The sequence below is a fragment of the Pseudomonas sp. NBRC 111119 genome, assembly GCF_001320125.1.
Classification (GTDB): domain Bacteria; phylum Pseudomonadota; class Gammaproteobacteria; order Pseudomonadales; family Pseudomonadaceae; genus Aquipseudomonas; species Aquipseudomonas parafulva.
Window position 1 is genome coordinate 125,941 of sequence record NZ_BCAV01000005.1, and the last position, 15,775, is coordinate 141,715.

The 15,775-nt window shown below is 63.7% G+C and carries 13 protein-coding genes; 7 read left to right on the forward strand and 6 right to left on the reverse strand.

What is annotated here, in order from left to right; translation table 11 throughout:
• Position 1 precedes the first annotated feature (1 nt).
• Positions 2–820, reverse strand: coding sequence for an HDOD domain-containing protein (locus APH25_RS01440; RefSeq protein WP_174435892.1), 819 nt, complete (start codon positions 818–820; stop codon positions 2–4).
• Between the two features lie 190 nt (positions 821–1,010).
• Here APH25_RS01440 and APH25_RS01445 point away from each other — a divergent pair, with 190 nt between their 5' ends.
• A complete protein-coding gene (locus APH25_RS01445) occupies positions 1,011–1,550 on the forward strand; it encodes a type 1 glutamine amidotransferase domain-containing protein (protein WP_060480828.1) in 540 nt (179 codons plus the stop codon).
• Positions 1,551–1,616: 66 nt separating this feature from the next.
• A complete protein-coding gene (locus tag APH25_RS01450) occupies positions 1,617–2,813 on the forward strand; it encodes a class I SAM-dependent rRNA methyltransferase (protein WP_028632073.1) in 1,197 nt (398 codons plus the stop codon).
• Between the two features lie 50 nt (positions 2,814–2,863).
• On the opposite strand, the gene APH25_RS01455 is transcribed toward APH25_RS01450, so the two are convergent.
• On the reverse strand, positions 2,864–3,520 hold the full coding sequence (locus tag APH25_RS01455; protein WP_080667808.1) for a magnesium transporter: 657 nt from the start codon (positions 3,518–3,520) through the stop codon (positions 2,864–2,866).
• 477 nt (positions 3,521–3,997) lie between these two features.
• Here APH25_RS01455 and ilvD point away from each other — a divergent pair, with 477 nt between their 5' ends.
• The gene (gene ilvD / locus APH25_RS01460; RefSeq protein ID WP_060480829.1) at positions 3,998–5,839 is read left to right on the forward strand and encodes a dihydroxy-acid dehydratase; all 1,842 of its coding nucleotides are present in this window, start codon (positions 3,998–4,000) and stop codon (positions 5,837–5,839) included.
• A 60-nt stretch (positions 5,840–5,899) separates the two neighbouring features.
• Here the strand turns inward: ilvD and APH25_RS01465 are convergent, their stop codons facing one another.
• Positions 5,900–6,955, reverse strand: a complete 1,056-nt coding sequence (locus APH25_RS01465; protein ID WP_060480830.1) for a phosphorylcholine phosphatase — start codon at positions 6,953–6,955, stop codon at positions 5,900–5,902.
• A gap of 245 nt (positions 6,956–7,200) precedes the next feature.
• Here APH25_RS01465 and APH25_RS01470 point away from each other — a divergent pair, with 245 nt between their 5' ends.
• Positions 7,201–8,592, forward strand: a complete 1,392-nt coding sequence (locus APH25_RS01470) for an L-cystine transporter (RefSeq protein WP_060480831.1) — start codon at positions 7,201–7,203, stop codon at positions 8,590–8,592.
• A 51-nt stretch (positions 8,593–8,643) separates the two neighbouring features.
• On the opposite strand, the gene APH25_RS01475 is transcribed toward APH25_RS01470, so the two are convergent.
• Positions 8,644–9,159 (reverse strand): dihydrofolate reductase, encoded by a 516-nt coding sequence (locus APH25_RS01475; protein ID WP_028632077.1) that lies wholly within the window; start codon positions 9,157–9,159, stop codon positions 8,644–8,646.
• A gap of 54 nt (positions 9,160–9,213) precedes the next feature.
• Here APH25_RS01475 and APH25_RS01480 point away from each other — a divergent pair, with 54 nt between their 5' ends.
• Together APH25_RS01480 and APH25_RS01485 are read left to right on the forward strand one after the other, a co-directional pair.
• Positions 9,214–10,605 carry a DUF2868 domain-containing protein gene (locus APH25_RS01480; RefSeq protein ID WP_060480832.1) on the forward strand — a complete coding sequence of 464 codons (1,392 nt, stop codon included), beginning with the start codon at positions 9,214–9,216 and terminating at the stop codon, positions 10,603–10,605.
• Positions 10,598–11,962 carry a GTPase/DUF3482 domain-containing protein gene (locus APH25_RS01485; protein WP_060480833.1) on the forward strand — a complete coding sequence of 455 codons (1,365 nt, stop codon included), beginning with the start codon at positions 10,598–10,600 and terminating at the stop codon, positions 11,960–11,962. The genes APH25_RS01480 and APH25_RS01485 overlap by 8 nt, the downstream gene beginning before the upstream one ends.
• Positions 11,963–11,984: 22 nt before the next feature.
• Here the strand turns inward: APH25_RS01485 and APH25_RS01490 are convergent, their stop codons facing one another.
• Positions 11,985–14,246: a heavy metal translocating P-type ATPase gene (locus APH25_RS01490; protein ID WP_060480834.1), complete on the reverse strand. Its 2,262-nt coding sequence runs from the start codon at positions 14,244–14,246 to the stop codon at positions 11,985–11,987.
• Between the two features lie 78 nt (positions 14,247–14,324).
• On the opposite strand from APH25_RS01490, the gene cadR reads away from it, so the two are divergent.
• Positions 14,325–14,768 carry a cadmium resistance transcriptional regulator CadR gene (gene cadR, locus APH25_RS01495; protein ID WP_028632081.1) on the forward strand — a complete coding sequence of 148 codons (444 nt, stop codon included), beginning with the start codon at positions 14,325–14,327 and terminating at the stop codon, positions 14,766–14,768.
• A 9-nt stretch (positions 14,769–14,777) separates the two neighbouring features.
• On the opposite strand, the gene APH25_RS01500 is transcribed toward cadR, so the two are convergent.
• A complete protein-coding gene (locus APH25_RS01500) occupies positions 14,778–15,749 on the reverse strand; it encodes a thymidylate synthase (RefSeq protein WP_060480835.1) in 972 nt (323 codons plus the stop codon).
• Between the last annotated feature and the right edge of the window lie 26 nt (positions 15,750–15,775).

Here is a 15,775-nt window from a genome sequence, read left to right on the forward strand (position 1 = left end):
GTCAGCGCCCACCCAGCTCTTGGATATTCTGCTTGAGGTTGTCGAAGTCGTATTCCGACAAGCCTATGTAATCGAGCACCAACGGCCCGACCGCGTTCCATTCGTGATCCACCGCCTGGTTGCCCAGTACCCGGAACGACGCGCAGATGTGCTCCGCCATTTTCAGCACCGCCAGCAGGTTCTTCATCTGGCCCTGGTTATTGCTTGAGCTGTCGTCGCGGAACACCGAGAGGGCATTGTGGTGGTTGGCAATGGCCGCGGTCAGGTGTTCGGGCAGGCGCCAGGACTTGGCCGTGAAATACCCCACCACCGAATGGTTGGTATTGAGCGTGCGGTTTTCGGTATCGACCACGCGGGTGTGTTCGTCGGCCTTGGCATAGGCGTCTTCCAGCACCTGCATGTAGTGGGGGAAGCGCTTGAGCATCAGCGGCACGCCGCAGTCATGGAACAGCCCCAGGGTGTAGGCCTCGTCCGCCGGCTGGATGCCCGTGCGCTTGGCCAGGGTCAGGCAGGTCATCGCCACGTCCTGGGCGGTGTCCCAGAAGCGGTTGAGGGTGACGATGGTTTCGTCGCTCATCTCGCCCTTGATCGACTGGGCGTTGATCAGGTTGATGATCGAACGGCTGCCCAGCAGGTTCACCGCGCGCTGGATCGAGCCGATCTTGTTGCTCAGGCCGAAGTGCGGCGAGTTGACGAGCTTGAGCAAGGCACCGGAGAGCCCTGGGTCCTGGGATATCAGCTTGGCGATGGTTTCCAGGTCCGGGTCGGGCATGTATTGCTCGAACTGCAGATCGACCATGATCTGCGGCTGCGGCGGAATGGTAATGCCTTGCAAGGCTTGCTGGATCTGTTCGGCGCTGAGTTCTTGGGACATGCGTGCACACTCGTATGGGACCGCCAATTCTAACGCGGCGGGCGGCCAGGAAACTAACCATTGAATCGGTGCGTTGGAACTTTCCTTTAGCGCCACTGGCCTGTTTCTCATATACATCGAGTAAGGGAGTAAGACCATGAGTACAGCACTGAACGGCAAGCGCGTGGCCATTCTGGTTACCGACGGTTTTGAGCAGGTCGAGCTGACCGGCCCTCGCGAGGCCCTGACCAAGGCCGGCGCACAGGTGCACATTCTCAGCGAGAAAGAGGGCAAGGTGCGTGGCTGGAACCACGACAAACCGGCGGATGAATTCCAGGTCGACGCCACCTTCGATGCAGCCGGCCAGACGGTCTACGATGCGCTGGTACTGCCAGGCGGCGTGCAGAACTCCGACACCATCCGGCTGATTGCCGGGGCGCAGCAACTGGTGAAAAGCCACGATGCGGCCGGCAAGCCGCTGGCCGTGATCTGCCACGGCGGCTGGCTGCTGATTTCCAGCGGGCTGACCAAGGGCAAGCGCATGACCAGCTTCAAGACCTTGCAGGACGACCTGCGCAACGCCGGCGCCGAATGGGTGGATGAAGAGGTGGTAGTGGATGGCAACCTGATCAGCAGCCGTCAGCCAGATGACATCCCCGCCTTCAACGCGCAATTGGTAAAGGCCCTGTCGGCCTGACAGCTGGCAGGCAGCGCGAAGGCCGGACAGGCGTTATACTCCCGCTCTTTTTCCCGGAGCGACGTCATGTCCCTGCCCAGCCTTCGCCTCAAAGCCAACGCCGACCGCCGCCTGCGCGCAGGCCACCTGTGGGTCTACAGCAACGAGGTCGACGTGGCCGCCAGCCCGCTCCAGGGCTTTCAGGCCGGCCAGCAGGCGGTACTGGAAGCTGCCAACGGCAAGCCCCTGGGGATCGTTGCCGTCAGCCCCAATAACCTGATCTGCGCCCGTTTGCTGTCCCGTGACGCCAAGCTGCCGCTGGACAAATCGCTGCTGGTACACCGCCTGAACGTAGCCCTGTCCCTGCGCGAGCGCTTGTTCGAACAGCCCTGCTACCGCCTGGTGTACGGCGATTCCGACCTGCTGCCGGGCCTGGTGGTGGACCGCTTCTTCGATATCCTGGTGGTGCAACTGGCCTCCGCGACCATGGAAGCCCATAAGGACGAGGTGGTCGCCGCACTGGTGCAGGTACTCAAGCCTAGCGGCATTCTGTTCAAGAATGACTCGGCCGCACGGGATGCAGAAGGCCTGCAGCGTTACGTGGACACGGTGTATGGGGAGGTACCCGACTGGGTGCCACTGGAAGAAAACGGCGTTCGCTTCGAAGCCCCGGTACGCGACGGCCAGAAAACCGGCTGGTTCTACGATCACCGCATGAACCGTGCGCGCCTGGCGCCCTACGTGAAGGGCAAGCGCGTACTGGACCTGTTCAGCTACATCGGCGGCTGGGGTGTACAGGCAGGTGCCTTTGGTGCCAGCGAAGTGTTCTGCGTGGATGCGTCTGGCTTCGCCCTGGACGGCGTTGAACGTAACGCGGCCTTGAACGGTATCAGCGAAAAGCTGACCTGCATCGAGGGTGACGTGTTCGAGGCCCTGCGCGAGCTGAAAGCGGCCGAAGAACGTTTTGACGTGATCATCGCCGACCCGCCCGCCTTCATCAAACGCAAGAAAGACCTGAAAAACGGTGAAGCGGCCTACCGGCGCCTGAACGAGCAGGCCATGCGCATGCTGAGCAAGGACGGCATTCTGGTGAGCGCCTCCTGCTCGATGCACCTGCCGGAAGACGACCTGCACAACATCCTGCTGACCAGCGCCCGCCACCTGGACCGCAATATGCAGTTGCTGGAACGCGGCGGCCAGGGCCCGGACCACCCGGTGCACCCGGCCATCGCCGAAACCCGCTACATCAAGAGCATCACCTGCCGGTTGCTGCCCAACAGCTGACCTGCGCGACAAGGGGCCGCTCGGCGGCCCCTCATCCATGCCCTTGCAGGTTAAAGCGCCAGTACCTGCGTGGCGATGCCAAAATACACCAGCACACCCGCCGCATCGGCAATCGATGTGATCAACGGGCCACTGGCCGTTGCAGGGTCCAGCCGCAAGCGGCTGAGCAGAAACGGCAAGCTCATGCCGATCAGGCTGCCCACCATCACGATCACCACCATGCTGCTGGCAACGATCAGTGCAATCTCCGGCCCACCGCGCAGCAGCCCCAGCGCCGCCACGGCAACAGCCATGGTGCAGCCCAACAGCAACGCTACCCCGAACTCCCGGCCCAGCATGCGTGCCCAGTCGCGCAGCATGACTTCGCCGGTGGCCAGCCCGCGCACCATCAACGTTGCCGACTGGGAGCCGGCATTGCCGCCGCTGTCTACCAGCAATGGCAGGAAGAATACCAACGCGATGTTGGCGGCGATGGTTTCTTCAAAGGCTGCGATGCCGGCCCCCGAAAACAGGTTGCCGAACACCAGCAACACCAGCCACAGCACACGCTTGCGGTACAGCAGGCCAAGCGTGGCATGCCGCAGGTTGCCTATGTGGTTGGTGATGGAAGCACCCTTGTGGAAGTCTTCGGTAGCTTCGCGGCGTTGCGCCTCGAGCGCCGCGTTCACGTCCGAACCTGGGGTGTTTTTTTCGATTTGCTGTTGCATGAAGTTCTCCAGGCGCCGATGCAGGCGCCTGCAGACCTCAACCACACGGGCTCAAGCCTTCGGCAGCCCTGGCGACGGCGCGCTCAGTGCCAGATTGCAGTTCGTTGGGAACCGGTAACTGGGAAGGTCCATTGAGGATGTATCTCGTGTAACCGCACATGCGGCGGCCGGATGATAGTGATAGGTGGCAGCAAGGTCAGCCCTTTGCAGGGCATTTCAGACGTTTCCTACAGGCACCGGTAACAAGCCCAAAACCGCCGTCCAGGCACATCGTCGTTCCCTCCCCGCCTCAGCGGTGTAGAATCGGCCTATTCATCGCCAGTCATCCCCGGCGGGTTTATGAGCTCTGGTCAAGCACGCGGCGATCCCGCGCGGTCTTCGGCCCCATCCGTGCCTGTGGCAACCGGCCTGCGGTACAAAGGACAAGAGAAGCTCACTCCCCTTTTTGTGACCTGATTAAGCCGCCAGGAGTGCTTCATGCCTGATTATCGTTCCAAGACTTCCACCCACGGCCGCAACATGGCCGGCGCCCGTGCCCTGTGGCGCGCCACCGGCATGAAAGACGACGACTTCAAGAAGCCGATCATCGCCATCGCCAACTCGTTCACCCAGTTCGTCCCAGGTCACGTACACCTGAAGGACCTGGGCCAGCTGGTTGCCCGCGAAATCGAGTGCGCCGGTGGCGTGGCCAAGGAATTCAACACCATCGCGGTCGACGACGGCATCGCCATGGGCCATGACGGCATGCTGTATTCGCTGCCAAGCCGCGAAATCATCGCCGACGCCGTGGAGTACATGGTCAATGCCCACTGTGCTGACGCCATCGTGTGCATCTCCAACTGCGACAAGATCACCCCAGGCATGCTCATGGCTGCCCTGCGCCTGAACATCCCGGTGATCTTCGTGTCCGGCGGCCCGATGGAGGCCGGCAAGACCAAACTGGCCAACCATGGCCTGGACCTGGTGGACGCCATGGTCATCGCCGCCGATAGCACGGCGTCCGACGAGAAGGTCGCCGAGTACGAGCGCAGCGCCTGCCCAACGTGCGGCTCCTGCTCCGGCATGTTCACGGCCAACTCCATGAACTGCCTGACCGAGGCTCTGGGGCTGGCACTGCCGGGCAATGGCTCGACCCTGGCCACCCACTCCGACCGCGAGCAGCTGTTCCTTACGGCTGGCCGTACCATCGTCGATCTGTGCAAACGCTATTACGGCGAGAACGACGAGTCGGTGCTGCCGCGCAACATCGCCAACTTCAAGGCGTTCGAAAACGCCATGATGCTCGACATCGCCATGGGTGGCTCCACCAACACCATTCTGCACTTGCTGGCAGCCGCCCAGGAGGCCGAAGTGGCCTTCGACCTGCGAGACATCGACCGCCTGTCGCGCAAGGTGCCGCAGCTGTGCAAGGTGGCGCCGAACATCCAGAAGTACCACATGGAAGATGTGCACCGCGCGGGCGGCATCTTCAGCATTCTTGGTTCGCTGGCACGTGGCGGCTTGCTGCACACCGACCTGCCGACCGTTCACAGCCGCAGCATGGAAGAAGCCATCGCCAAATGGGACATCACCCAGACCGACGATGAGGCAGTGCACACGTTCTTCAAGGCAGGCCCTGCCGGCATCCCGACCCAAACCGCGTTCAGCCAGTCCACCCGCTGGCCAACCCTGGACCTGGACCGCGCCGAGGGGTGTATCCGCAGCGCCGAGCACGCCTACTCGCAAGAGGGTGGGCTGGCCGTGCTGTACGGCAACATCGCCCAGGACGGTTGCGTGGTGAAAACTGCCGGCGTCGATGAGTCGATCCTGGTGTTTGAGGGCAATGCGAAGATCTTCGAGAGCCAGGACAGCGCCGTGCGTGGCATTCTTGCCGACGAGGTAAAGGCCGGCGACATCGTCATCATCCGCTACGAAGGCCCCAAAGGTGGCCCGGGCATGCAGGAAATGCTGTACCCCACCTCCTACCTGAAGTCCAAGGGCCTGGGCAAAGCCTGCGCACTGCTCACCGACGGCCGCTTCTCGGGCGGCACCTCGGGCCTGTCCATCGGCCATGCCTCACCGGAGGCCGCAGCAGGCGGTGCCATCGGCCTGGTGCGCGACGGCGACAAGGTGCTGATCGACATCCCCAACCGTTCGATCAACCTGCAGGTCAGCGATGAAGAACTGGCACACCGCCGCATCGAGCAGGACAAGAAAGGCTGGAAACCCGCCGAAGTGCGCCCCCGCAAGGTAACCACCGCCCTCAAGGCCTACGCCCTGTTGGCGACCAGTGCCGACAAGGGTGCAGTGCGGAACAAGGCGATGCTGGACGGGCTTTGAAGCTGCAGTTGCTCGGGTTGGTTACAGGGGCCGCTTTGCGGCCCCTTTTTGCGGCCCGACCTACTGAATCTGCTCCGGCGTCACAATCACCCAGTTCTTGTCGGCAGTCACCGGCAACCCTTCCTTGGCCTGGGCCGCCGCCTGCTTGGCGATCATCCCGTTCAGCTGGTCCATGTACTTGGCCTTGCGGTTTATCCACAGGTGGATACCCCCCTTGCCAACATCCACCCCGTGGAACTGCATGTAGCCGTCGCTTGTGGGCGTGTCGCCGCCGACCAGCACGGGTTTCCTCCACTCATCGATGTACGTCAGGATGGCGGCCTGCTTGCCGGCCATCCAGGTAGCCGGCGTCCACAGGTAAGGGGTGAGTTCGAGACGCTCGTTGGCCTTGGGGTCATAGTGCCCGGCGCTGATCTGCTTGCGCGCGGTGGTGAGCGCGCCGCTGGCGGGGTCCTTGAGCAGCAGGCTGACGCCGATCACGTTCTGGGGTTTGACGTTGTAGCCGTACTTGGGGTCTGACGCGACCATGCGCACCAGTTCCTCGGACGCTGCGGATATCACGTACACGTCGATGCCGTTTTCCATCAGCTTGTTGTACAGCTCGGCCTGGCCCTGGAATACCTTGGGCGGCTGCACGTCCAGGGTCTTGACCTGGTCGCCCTCGTAGTAGGTGGCGGGGATGGGCGCTGTGCTGGCCATCAGCTCATCCACCTGCTGTTTCAACTGCTGCAGGGTGAACCCTGAAAACACCTGGGCGACCCAGGGGTAGCAGACCATATCGTCGACCTCGCACAGCCGATTGTAATAGCTGTACAGGCTCTCCTTGTGCTCAGCGGTATCCTTGAACGGCATCAGTTTCAAAGAGGGGTCGAGCTTTTCACGGGTCAGCAGGCCCTTGTTCTCCATGAACGGCAGCAGCGCCTCCTCAAGGTCGTAGCGGTAGCTGGTGTTGTCCATGTCGAACACCGCGTAGTTACCTTTGTTGGCATTGGCGGCAATCATGCTGTCGAGTTGCTTCGCCGCCTCAGGGGGCCAATGGGTGAGCTCGGTGGCCATGGTTTCGATACTCACCAGCGAGGCGAGGAAAAAGGCGAGGGTCTTCGGCGCGAACGTCATGTACGAATCTCCTGAAGTGACCCAGCAACGCTAGTGCAACTGCTGCAATTGGCAAACCCCGGATAACGACCCCAAACCCGCCACGAGCGCCTTGCGCATCACTGTGTACGACAACCCGTTATTCCAAAAACGACTATGCACATTCCATTTAGGTATAAATTCGTTTGTTTTCGGGCTGTTAGCATTTCCGTTCGCAATCGCTCACAGAGGCGATGCCCCTTATCGCTTTTCTCGCTGGAGCTTCAATGAACCTGCCGCTGTCACTCAACCTGCTGGCATTCCTGGCCCTGTTGCTGGGCCTGGCACAAACCCGCCGCACGCAATGGAGCCTGGCCAAGAAAGTACTGCTGGGCCTGGCAATGGGCGTGGCGTTCGGCCTGGTGCTGCACAGCCTCTATGGTGCCGGCCACCCGGTGCTGAAGGCCACTATCGGCTGGCTGGACCTGGTCGGCAATGGCTACGTCGGCTTGCTGCAGATGATCGTGATGCCGCTGATCTTCGCCTCCATCCTCAGCGCAGTAGCGCGCCTTCACAATGCATCGTCCCTGGGGCGCATCAGTGTGCTCAGCATCGGTACGCTGCTGCTGACCACGGCCATCGCTGCACTGATCGGCATCGTGTTGACCAACCTGTTCGGCCTGAGCGCCGAGGGGCTGGTGGCCGGTGCGCAGGAAAGCGCACGCATGCAGGTTATCCACAGCGACTATGCAGGCAAGGTCGCCGATCTCAACATCCCGCAACTGCTGCTCTCGTTTATCCCCAGCAACCCGGTTGGGGATTTGGCACGGGCCAAACCGACGTCGATCATCAGCGTGGTGATCTTTGCGGTGTTCATCGGCCTGGCAGCGTTGCAACTGATCAAGGACGACGCCGAAAAGGGCCAGCGCGCCCTGTCGGCCATCGATACCCTGCAGGCTTGGGTAATGCGCCTGGTGCGCGTGGTGATGAAACTCACGCCCTACGGCGTGCTGGCGCTGATGGCCAAGGTGGTAGCCAGCTCCAACCTGGAAGACATCCTCAAGCTGGGCAGTTTCGTGGTGGTGTCCTACCTGGGCCTGGGGCTGATGTTCGTGGTGCACGCCATCATCCTGGCCTCGACCGGCGTGAGCCCGCTGCGCTTCTTCCGCAAGGTGTGGCCGGTGCTTACCTTTGCCTTCACCAGCCGTTCCAGCGCAGCCAGTATTCCGCTGAACATCGAAGCGCAGACACGCCGCCTGGGTGTGCCGCAGTCGATTGCCAGCTTCAGTGCATCGTTCGGTACCACTATTGGCCAGAACGGCTGCGCCGGCTTGTACCCGGCCATGCTGGCGGTGATGGTGGCACCGGCCGTGGGCATCGACACCTTCGACCCACTGTGGATCGCCACCCTGGTGGCCATCGTCACCCTGAGCTCTGCGGGGGTGGCAGGCGTAGGTGGCGGCGCCACGTTCGCCGCACTGATCGTGCTGCCGGCCATGGGCTTACCGGTTGAGCTGGTGGCCTTGCTGATTTCGGTGGAACCCCTGATCGACATGGGGCGCACGGCATTGAACGTCAACGGTTCGATGACCGCAGGCGTGGTGACCAGCCAGTTGCTGAAAGAAACCGACAAGGCAGTGCTGGCAGACGACGAGCACGCCGAGCTGAGCCATACCTGAGGTTCACCGAGGTGGGGGCGGGCTCGCCGGCCCCCACTCAACCGCCGGCTGTCAAACCCTGTCCCACACCTCAAACTGATACCCAGGCTTCCCCTCCTCCACCTGGGCCTCGCTGGACACCAGTGCCCACTGCTGCGGGTCGAACGCCGGGAACCAGGCGTCGCCCTCGGGCGACAACGCCACCCGGGTCAGGTACATGCGGCTGACCAGCCCTTTCTCCAGTGCCTGCCCATACAGCTGCGCACCGCCGATCAGCATCAGCTCGTCGACGCCCTGCTCACGCGCCCACTGCTCGGCACGCACCAGCGCCTGCTCCAGCGAACCGAACACTTCGGCGCCAGCCAGCGCCAGGCCCGGTTGCCGGCTGACCACAATGTTCAGCCGCCCTGGCAGTGGCCGGCCCAGCGAATCCCAGGTCTTGCGGCCCATGATGATCGGCTTGCCCAAGGTGGTGGCCTTGAAATACCTGAAGTCCCCCGGCAGGTGCCAGGGCATGGAGTTGTCGATACCTATCACGCGGTTTTCGGCATACGCCGCGATCAGGCTGAGGGGCAGTGATGTATTCATGCCAGCGAGAATAGCACCGGCCGGGTGGGTTATGCTTCTGCCCAGACCTGTGCAATGGAAGACTTCGTGACTGCCCTTACCCCCCTGGACAAGCGCTGGCTTACCGAAGCAGTACGCCTGCGCGAGGAACACGCCGGCCCGCTGGAAGACCAGGAAGCCAACCGCCGCGCCCGCCAGCAAGGCGGCGAGCTGGCGACCCGGGTGGAAACCCGTGCGTTGCTGCTGGCAGACCGCGACGGCATGACCACGGCGCTGCGCCACTGGAAACAAGGCGCCCGTCTGGCCTTGCTGGCATTGCTGCTGATGGCGGTGCTCAGTGGTGCAGGCTTGGCACTGGCAGCCCTGGGCGATGGGCAACGCCCGGTGAACGTGTTCTGGGCCTTGGGCAGCCTGCTTGGGCTGAACCTGCTGATGCTGCTGGGCTGGGCCGCTGGCTTCATGCTCAGCGGCGAGCAGGGTGCGGTGCTTGGCCGGTTTTGGCTGTGGTTGAGTGAGCGCTTTGCCAGGGATGCCAAGGCCGCGCAGCTGGCGCCGGCTCTGCTGGTGCTGTTGCAACGCCAGCGCCTGAACCGCTGGGTGCTGGGCCTGCTGGTCAACAGCCTGTGGCTGGTGGCGATGCTCAGCGCCATGGGGGTGATGCTGGCACTGCTTGCCACCCGGCGCTACGGCTTTGTGTGGGAAACCACCCTGCTGGCCGCCGACCCGTTCATCTCCCTGACCCAGGCACTGGGGGCGCTGCCTGGGCTACTGGGCTTTGCGGTACCCGACCCGGCCATGGTCCGCGCCAGTGGCGACACGCTGCCGGCGCTGACCTTGACCCGCCAGGCCTGGGCCAGTTGGCTGCTGGGTGTGGTGCTGGTGTTCGGGCTGCTCCCGCGCCTGTTGCTGGCCGGGCTGTGCCTGTGGCGCTGGCGACAAGGCCGCAGCCGCCTGGTGATGGACCTGAACCTGCCCGGCTATGCGTCACTGCGCGAGGCACTGATGCCCCACAGCGAGCGCATGGGCGTGCAGGACGACGCCCCTGAAAGCCTGCCGGCGTTCACGGCAGGCAAAATGCCGGGCGACGGCAGCGGCGGCCTGTTGGTCGGCCTGGAGCTGGACGACCAGCGGCCCTGGCCCCCCGCGCTGCCCGCAGGCGTAACCGACGCCGGCGTGCTCGACAGCCGTGAGTCGCGCAACCACCTGCTTGAACAGTTGGGCCGCTTCCCCCCGGCGCGCCTGGCCATCGCCTGCGACCCAAGCCGCTCCCCTGACCGCGGTAGCTTGGCCCTGCTGGCCGAGCTGGCCCGCACGGCCGGTAGCACGCGGGTCTGGCTGCTGCCAGCAACGCCTGGGCTGACGGTGGACGCCCAACGCCTGGGCGATTGGCACGAAGCCCTTGATCGCCTTGGCCTGCACCATGGCGAGGCGCCTCCATTGACCTGGCTGGAGCTTGGCCATGACTGAGCCACTTAAACTGGCCGTGGTTGGCCACACCAACGTCGGCAAGACCTCTCTGCTGCGCACGCTTACCCGCGACGTCGGCTTTGGCGAGGTATCGCACCGCCCCAGCACCACCCGTCACGTGGAAGGGGCGCGCCTGTCGGTGGGCGGCGAACCCCTGCTGGAGCTGTACGACACCCCCGGCCTGGAAGATGCCATCGCCCTGCTCGACTACCTCGAGCGCCTGGAGCGCCCCGGCGAACGGCTCGATGGCCCGGCACGGCTGCAGCGCTTTTTGCAGGGCAGCGAAGCCCGGCAGCGTTTCGAACAGGAGGCCAAGGTGCTGCGCCAATTACTGGCAAGCGATGCCGGGCTGTATGTCATTGATGCGCGCGAGCCGGTGCTGGCCAAGTACCGAGACGAGCTTGAGGTACTGGCCAGCTGCGGCAAGCCGCTGCTGCCGGTGCTCAATTTTGTCGCCAGCCAGCAACACCGCGAGCCCCAATGGCGTGAAGCCCTTGCCAGGCTTGGACTTCACGCGTTGGTGCGGTTCGACAGCGTGGCCCCGCCCGAGGAGGGTGAGCGGCGCCTCTACGAAAGCCTGGCCCTGCTGCTGGAAAACGCCCGCCCCAACCTGCAGCGGCTGATCGACGACCAGCAGGCGCAGCGCTTGGCCCGCCGGCAAAGCGCCAAACGCCTGATCGCCGAACTGCTGCTGGACTGCGCTGCATGCCGGCGCAGCGTCGCGGCCGAGCCTGCGGCAGAAGCCCAGGCCATCGGGGCATTACGTGATGATGTGCGCCAGCGTGAACAGCGCTGCGTCGAGGCCCTGTTGAAGCTGTATGCCTTTCGCCGCGAGGATGCCCATGCCAACGACCTGCCGCTGCTCGATGGGCGCTGGGGTGACGACCTGTTCAACCCCGAAACCCTCAAGCTGCTGGGGGTGCGCCTGGGCAGTGGCGTAGCGGCCGGGGCAGCAGCTGGCGCCGGGGTCGACCTGCTGGTCGGCGGCCTGACGTTAGGTGCTGCAGCGTTGGCCGGGGCCATCGCCGGCGGCGCGCTGCAAACCGCCCGCAGCTATGGTTCACGGCTGATGGGCAAACTGAAGGGCAAGCGTGAGCTGACGGTGGACGATACCGTGCTGCGCTTATTGGCCCTGCGTCAGCAGCAGTTGCTGGTGGCGCTGGAAAACCGGGGGCATGCGGCCCAGCACAGCATTCTTCTGGGTGAGCTGGATGAAAAGGCCTGGCGGCAGGGCAAGTTGCCAGAGGCGCTGGTCAGTGCCCGTGCCCATCCGCAGTGGTCCACCCTCAACCCGGGGGCGAAAGTGAACCAACCGCAACGGCAAGAGCAACTGGACGCGCTGGCCCAGCAGCTTTAACGCCCCAGGCCGCTAGTGCCCTCTACTTGCGCAACAGACGCAGGCCGTTGAACACCACCAGCAAACTCACGCCCATGTCGGCAAACACAGCCATCCACATGGTGGCCATGCCCGCGAAGGTAATGGCCAGGAAGATCGCCTTGATGCCCAATGCCAGCACGATGTTCTGCATGAGGATGGCTGCGCTCTGCCGCGAAAGCCTGATGAAGGCCGGGATCTTGCGCAAATCGTCGTCCATCAGGGCCACATCGGCGGTTTCGATGGCGGTATCGGTGCCTGCTGCGGCCATGGCGAAGCCCACTTCGGCCCGCGCCAGGGCCGGCGCATCATTGATCCCGTCACCGACCATACCCACCCGATGGCCCTCGGCATACAGCGCTTCGATGCTTTTGAGCTTGTCGGCAGGCAGCAGATTACCCTCGGCACGGTCGATCCCCACTACCGCGGCAATGGCCTGGGCAGTATGTGGGTTGTCACCGGTCAGCATCACGGTCTTGATGCCCAGTTCATGCAGCTCGGCAATGGCCTGACGGCTGGTTTCCTTGACGGTATCGGCCACCGCGAACAGTGCCAGCGGGCCGGAGCTGTCCAGTAACAGCACCACGGTCTTGCCCTGGCGCTCCAGCACGTCCAACTGAGCTTCAAGCTCGGGCGAGCACAACCCCAGCTCTTCCACCAGGCGGTGATTGCCCAGGTGATACACCTGGCCCTCGATGGTACCGCGCACGCCACGGCCAGCCAGTGCGGCAAAGTCCTGCACCTCCTGGGTGGCCACGCCTTGTGCCTGGCCAAACTGTGCAATGGCACGCGACACCGGGTGGTCGGAGCGCCCACCCAGGCTGGCGGCCAATGCCTGGGCACGGCCTTCGAACAGCGGCTGCAGCACGGTGGCGTCGGTTTGCACCGGCTTGCCGTGGGTGATGGTGCCGGTTTTGTCCAGCGCCAGGAAGTCCAGGTGTCGGCCCCCTTCCAGGTACACGCCACCCTTGATCAGGATGCCCTTGCGGGCCGCAGCGGCCAGGCCGCTGACGATGGTCACCGGGGTGGAAATCACCAGGGCACAGGGGCAGGCCACCACCAGCAGCACCAGCGCACGGTAGATCCAGTCGAACCAGGCGCCACCCGTGAACAGCGGCGGAAGAATCGCCACTGCCAGGGCGATGGCAAATACCACCGGGGTGTAGATGCGCGAGAAACGGTCGACGAAGCGCTGGGTAGGCGCCCGTGCGCCCTGGGCCTGTTCAACAGCCTTGATGATGCGCGCCAGGGTCGACTGGCCGGCGGCCGCCGTGGCGCGGAACTCCAGCGCCCCGGCCTGGTTGATGGTGCCGGCGAACAGCTTGTCGCCCACGGCCTTTTCCACAGGCAGGCTTTCGCCCGTAATCGGCGCCTGGTCGACACTCGACTGCCCACTGGTGACCTCGCCATCCAGGCCGATGCGCTCACCAGGGCGCACCCTGACCAGCGCGCCGATGGCCACTTCGCGCACATCAACCTCACGCCACTGGCCGTCGGCCTGTTGCACCGTGGCCATGTCCGGCGTCAGTTGCATCAACCCGCTGATGGCATTGCGTGCGCGGTCCAGTGAGCGTGCCTCGATCAACTCGGCGACGGTGAACAGCACCATCACCATGGCAGCTTCAGGCCACTGGCCGATCAACAACGCGCCGGTCACGGCAATGCTCATCAGGGCGTTGATGTTGAGGTTGCGGTTTTTCAGGGCGATCCAGCCCTTTTTGTAGGTGCCAAGGCCGCACCCCAGAATGGCCGCCAGTGCCAATGCCGCCACTACCCATTGCGGGGCCAGTTGAGCAAAGTGCACGATTTCGGCGGCAATCGCCGCCACGCCTGACAACGCCAATGGCCACCAGCGGCTCTTCACCGGCTGGGCGGCAGTGGCAGCGCCGTCGTCCTCGTCGCCCAGCGGCTCGGCTTTCATACCCAGGCTGTCGATGGCCCGCTCGATCTCGGCGGTGCCCTGCAAGGTATGACGCACACCCAGCACGCGGTTGATGAGGTTGAACTCCAGTTGCTCGATGCCGGCCAGGCGGCCCAGCTTGTCTTGGATAAGCGTCTGCTCGGTCGGGCAGTCCATGGCATCGATGCGGAAACGGCTCAGTTGCGCCTGGTCGCTGGCCTTGTCGGTCAGCTGTACCAGGGCCGGCGCCGCTTGCGAGCCACAGCAAGCGTGCGCATGCGGGGCATGGTTGTGCCTGGCATGGCTATGGGCGTGATCGCCATGGTCGTGATCATGCGTGTGGTCGTGGCTGACAGGCTTGTTCATGGGGTGTCCTTAAATGGCCTGTTGCCAAGTGAACACCCTGTAGCCACTATAGGGGCAAGCCATTATGGGGGATGAGTGATGAAAATCGGCGAACTGGCCAAGGCAACCGAGTGTGCGGTAGAAACCATCCGCTATTACGAGCGCGAGCAACTGTTGCCGGAGCCCGCCCGCACCGATGGCAATTACCGGCTATACACCCAGGCCCACGTGGAACGCCTGACGTTCATCCGCAACTGCCGCACGCTCGACATGACCCTGGAAGAAATACGCAGCCTGCTGCAACTGCGCGACAGCCCACAGGCCTCCTGTGGCAGCGTGAACGCGCTGATCGACGAGCATATCGAGCACGTCCAGGCACGCATCGACGGCCTGGTAGCGTTGCAGGAGCAACTGGTGGACCTGCGCCGCCGCTGTAACAGGCAGGGGGCAGAATGCGCCATCTTGCAGCAGCTGGAGACCAATGGCGCGGTTTCAGTGCCCGATGTGGAGCATTCACATGTCGGCCGAAGCCACGGCCACTGATTCTGTACGCTAGACCGCCATCGGCGCTGTCATCGGCGGATGGTGCTCGTACCCTTCCAGCCAGAAATCACCCGGCTCGATCTGCTCCAGCCATTGCGGCTCGTACTTGCCAGTCTCGGCAAACGCCGGCACGCGGTCGCTGATCACCAGCTTGGGCGCCTCCAGCGGCTCACGCTTGAGCTGCTCGTTGAGCATGTCCAGGTGGTTTTCATACACATGGGCGTCGCCAATGAAATACGTGAACCAGCGCGGGGTGTAACCGGTCAGTCGGCCGAACAGCGACAGCAACGCCGCGCCCTCGGTCAGGTTGAACGGTGTGCCCAGGCCCAAGTCGTTGGAGCGGATGTACAACGTCAGGGAAATCTCGCGGGTTTCGACGTTAGGGTGGAACTGGTACAGCAGGTGGCACGGCGGCAGCGCCATTTCATCCAGCTGGGCGCAGTTCCAGCCGTGGAACAGGATGCGCCGGCTGCCCGGGTCGTTGGCGATGGTGTCCAGGCACTGACGCACCTGATCGATGGCCTTGTACAGGATGACAAACGCCACACCGTTTTCTTCGTCCTGGGCAATGCGGCGAAAACCTGCCAGCTCGGCTTTCTCGATGGCCGCCGAATTGCTCAGCGGGATGCGTTTGTAGCCCGGCCATTGGCGCCATTGCACGCCGTAGATCTCGCCCAGGTCGTCATGCCCCTGGCGGAACGGGTTGGCCAGCCACTGGGCATTTTCGTTGGCGTTCTGGTCCCAGACCTTGCAACCCAGTTCACGGAATTCACCCGCGTTACGTACGCCGCGCAAGAACCCGACCATTTCACCGATGGCCGACTTGAACGCCAGCTTGCGGGTGGTGATGGCGGGGAAGCCTTTTTGCAGGTCGAAGCGCAGCATGGCACCCGGCAGGCTGATGGTACGGATGCCGGTGCGGTTTTCCTGCAGCGTGCCGTTGTCGATGACGTCGCGGACCAGGTCCAGATACTGTTTCATGGCTTACCTGTAGCAAATACGGCAGG

Excerpts from the sequence above, each read along its gene's own strand:
- APH25_RS01445 (WP_060480828.1), top strand. The coding sequence starts at position 1,011 with ATGAGTACAGCACTGAACGGCAAGCGCGTGGCCATTCTGGTTACCGAC.
- APH25_RS01465 (WP_060480830.1), bottom strand. The coding sequence starts at position 6,955 with ATGACGTTCGCGCCGAAGACCCTCGCCTTTTTCCTCGCCTCGCTGGTG.
- APH25_RS01485 (WP_060480833.1), top strand. The coding sequence starts at position 10,598 with ATGACTGAGCCACTTAAACTGGCCGTGGTTGGCCACACCAACGTCGGC.
- cadR (WP_028632081.1), top strand. The coding sequence starts at position 14,325 with ATGAAAATCGGCGAACTGGCCAAGGCAACCGAGTGTGCGGTAGAAACC.
- APH25_RS01470 (WP_060480831.1), top strand. The coding sequence starts at position 7,201 with ATGAACCTGCCGCTGTCACTCAACCTGCTGGCATTCCTGGCCCTGTTG.
- APH25_RS01475 (WP_028632077.1), bottom strand. The coding sequence starts at position 9,159 with ATGAATACATCACTGCCCCTCAGCCTGATCGCGGCGTATGCCGAAAAC.
- APH25_RS01480 (WP_060480832.1), top strand. The coding sequence starts at position 9,214 with ATGGAAGACTTCGTGACTGCCCTTACCCCCCTGGACAAGCGCTGGCTT.
- APH25_RS01455 (WP_080667808.1), bottom strand. The coding sequence starts at position 3,520 with ATGCAACAGCAAATCGAAAAAAACACCCCAGGTTCGGACGTGAACGCG.
- APH25_RS01490 (WP_060480834.1), bottom strand. The coding sequence starts at position 14,246 with ATGAACAAGCCTGTCAGCCACGACCACACGCATGATCACGACCATGGC.
- APH25_RS01500 (WP_060480835.1), bottom strand. The coding sequence starts at position 15,749 with ATGAAACAGTATCTGGACCTGGTCCGCGACGTCATCGACAACGGCACG.
- APH25_RS01450 (WP_028632073.1), top strand. The coding sequence starts at position 1,617 with ATGTCCCTGCCCAGCCTTCGCCTCAAAGCCAACGCCGACCGCCGCCTG.
- ilvD (WP_060480829.1), top strand. The coding sequence starts at position 3,998 with ATGCCTGATTATCGTTCCAAGACTTCCACCCACGGCCGCAACATGGCC.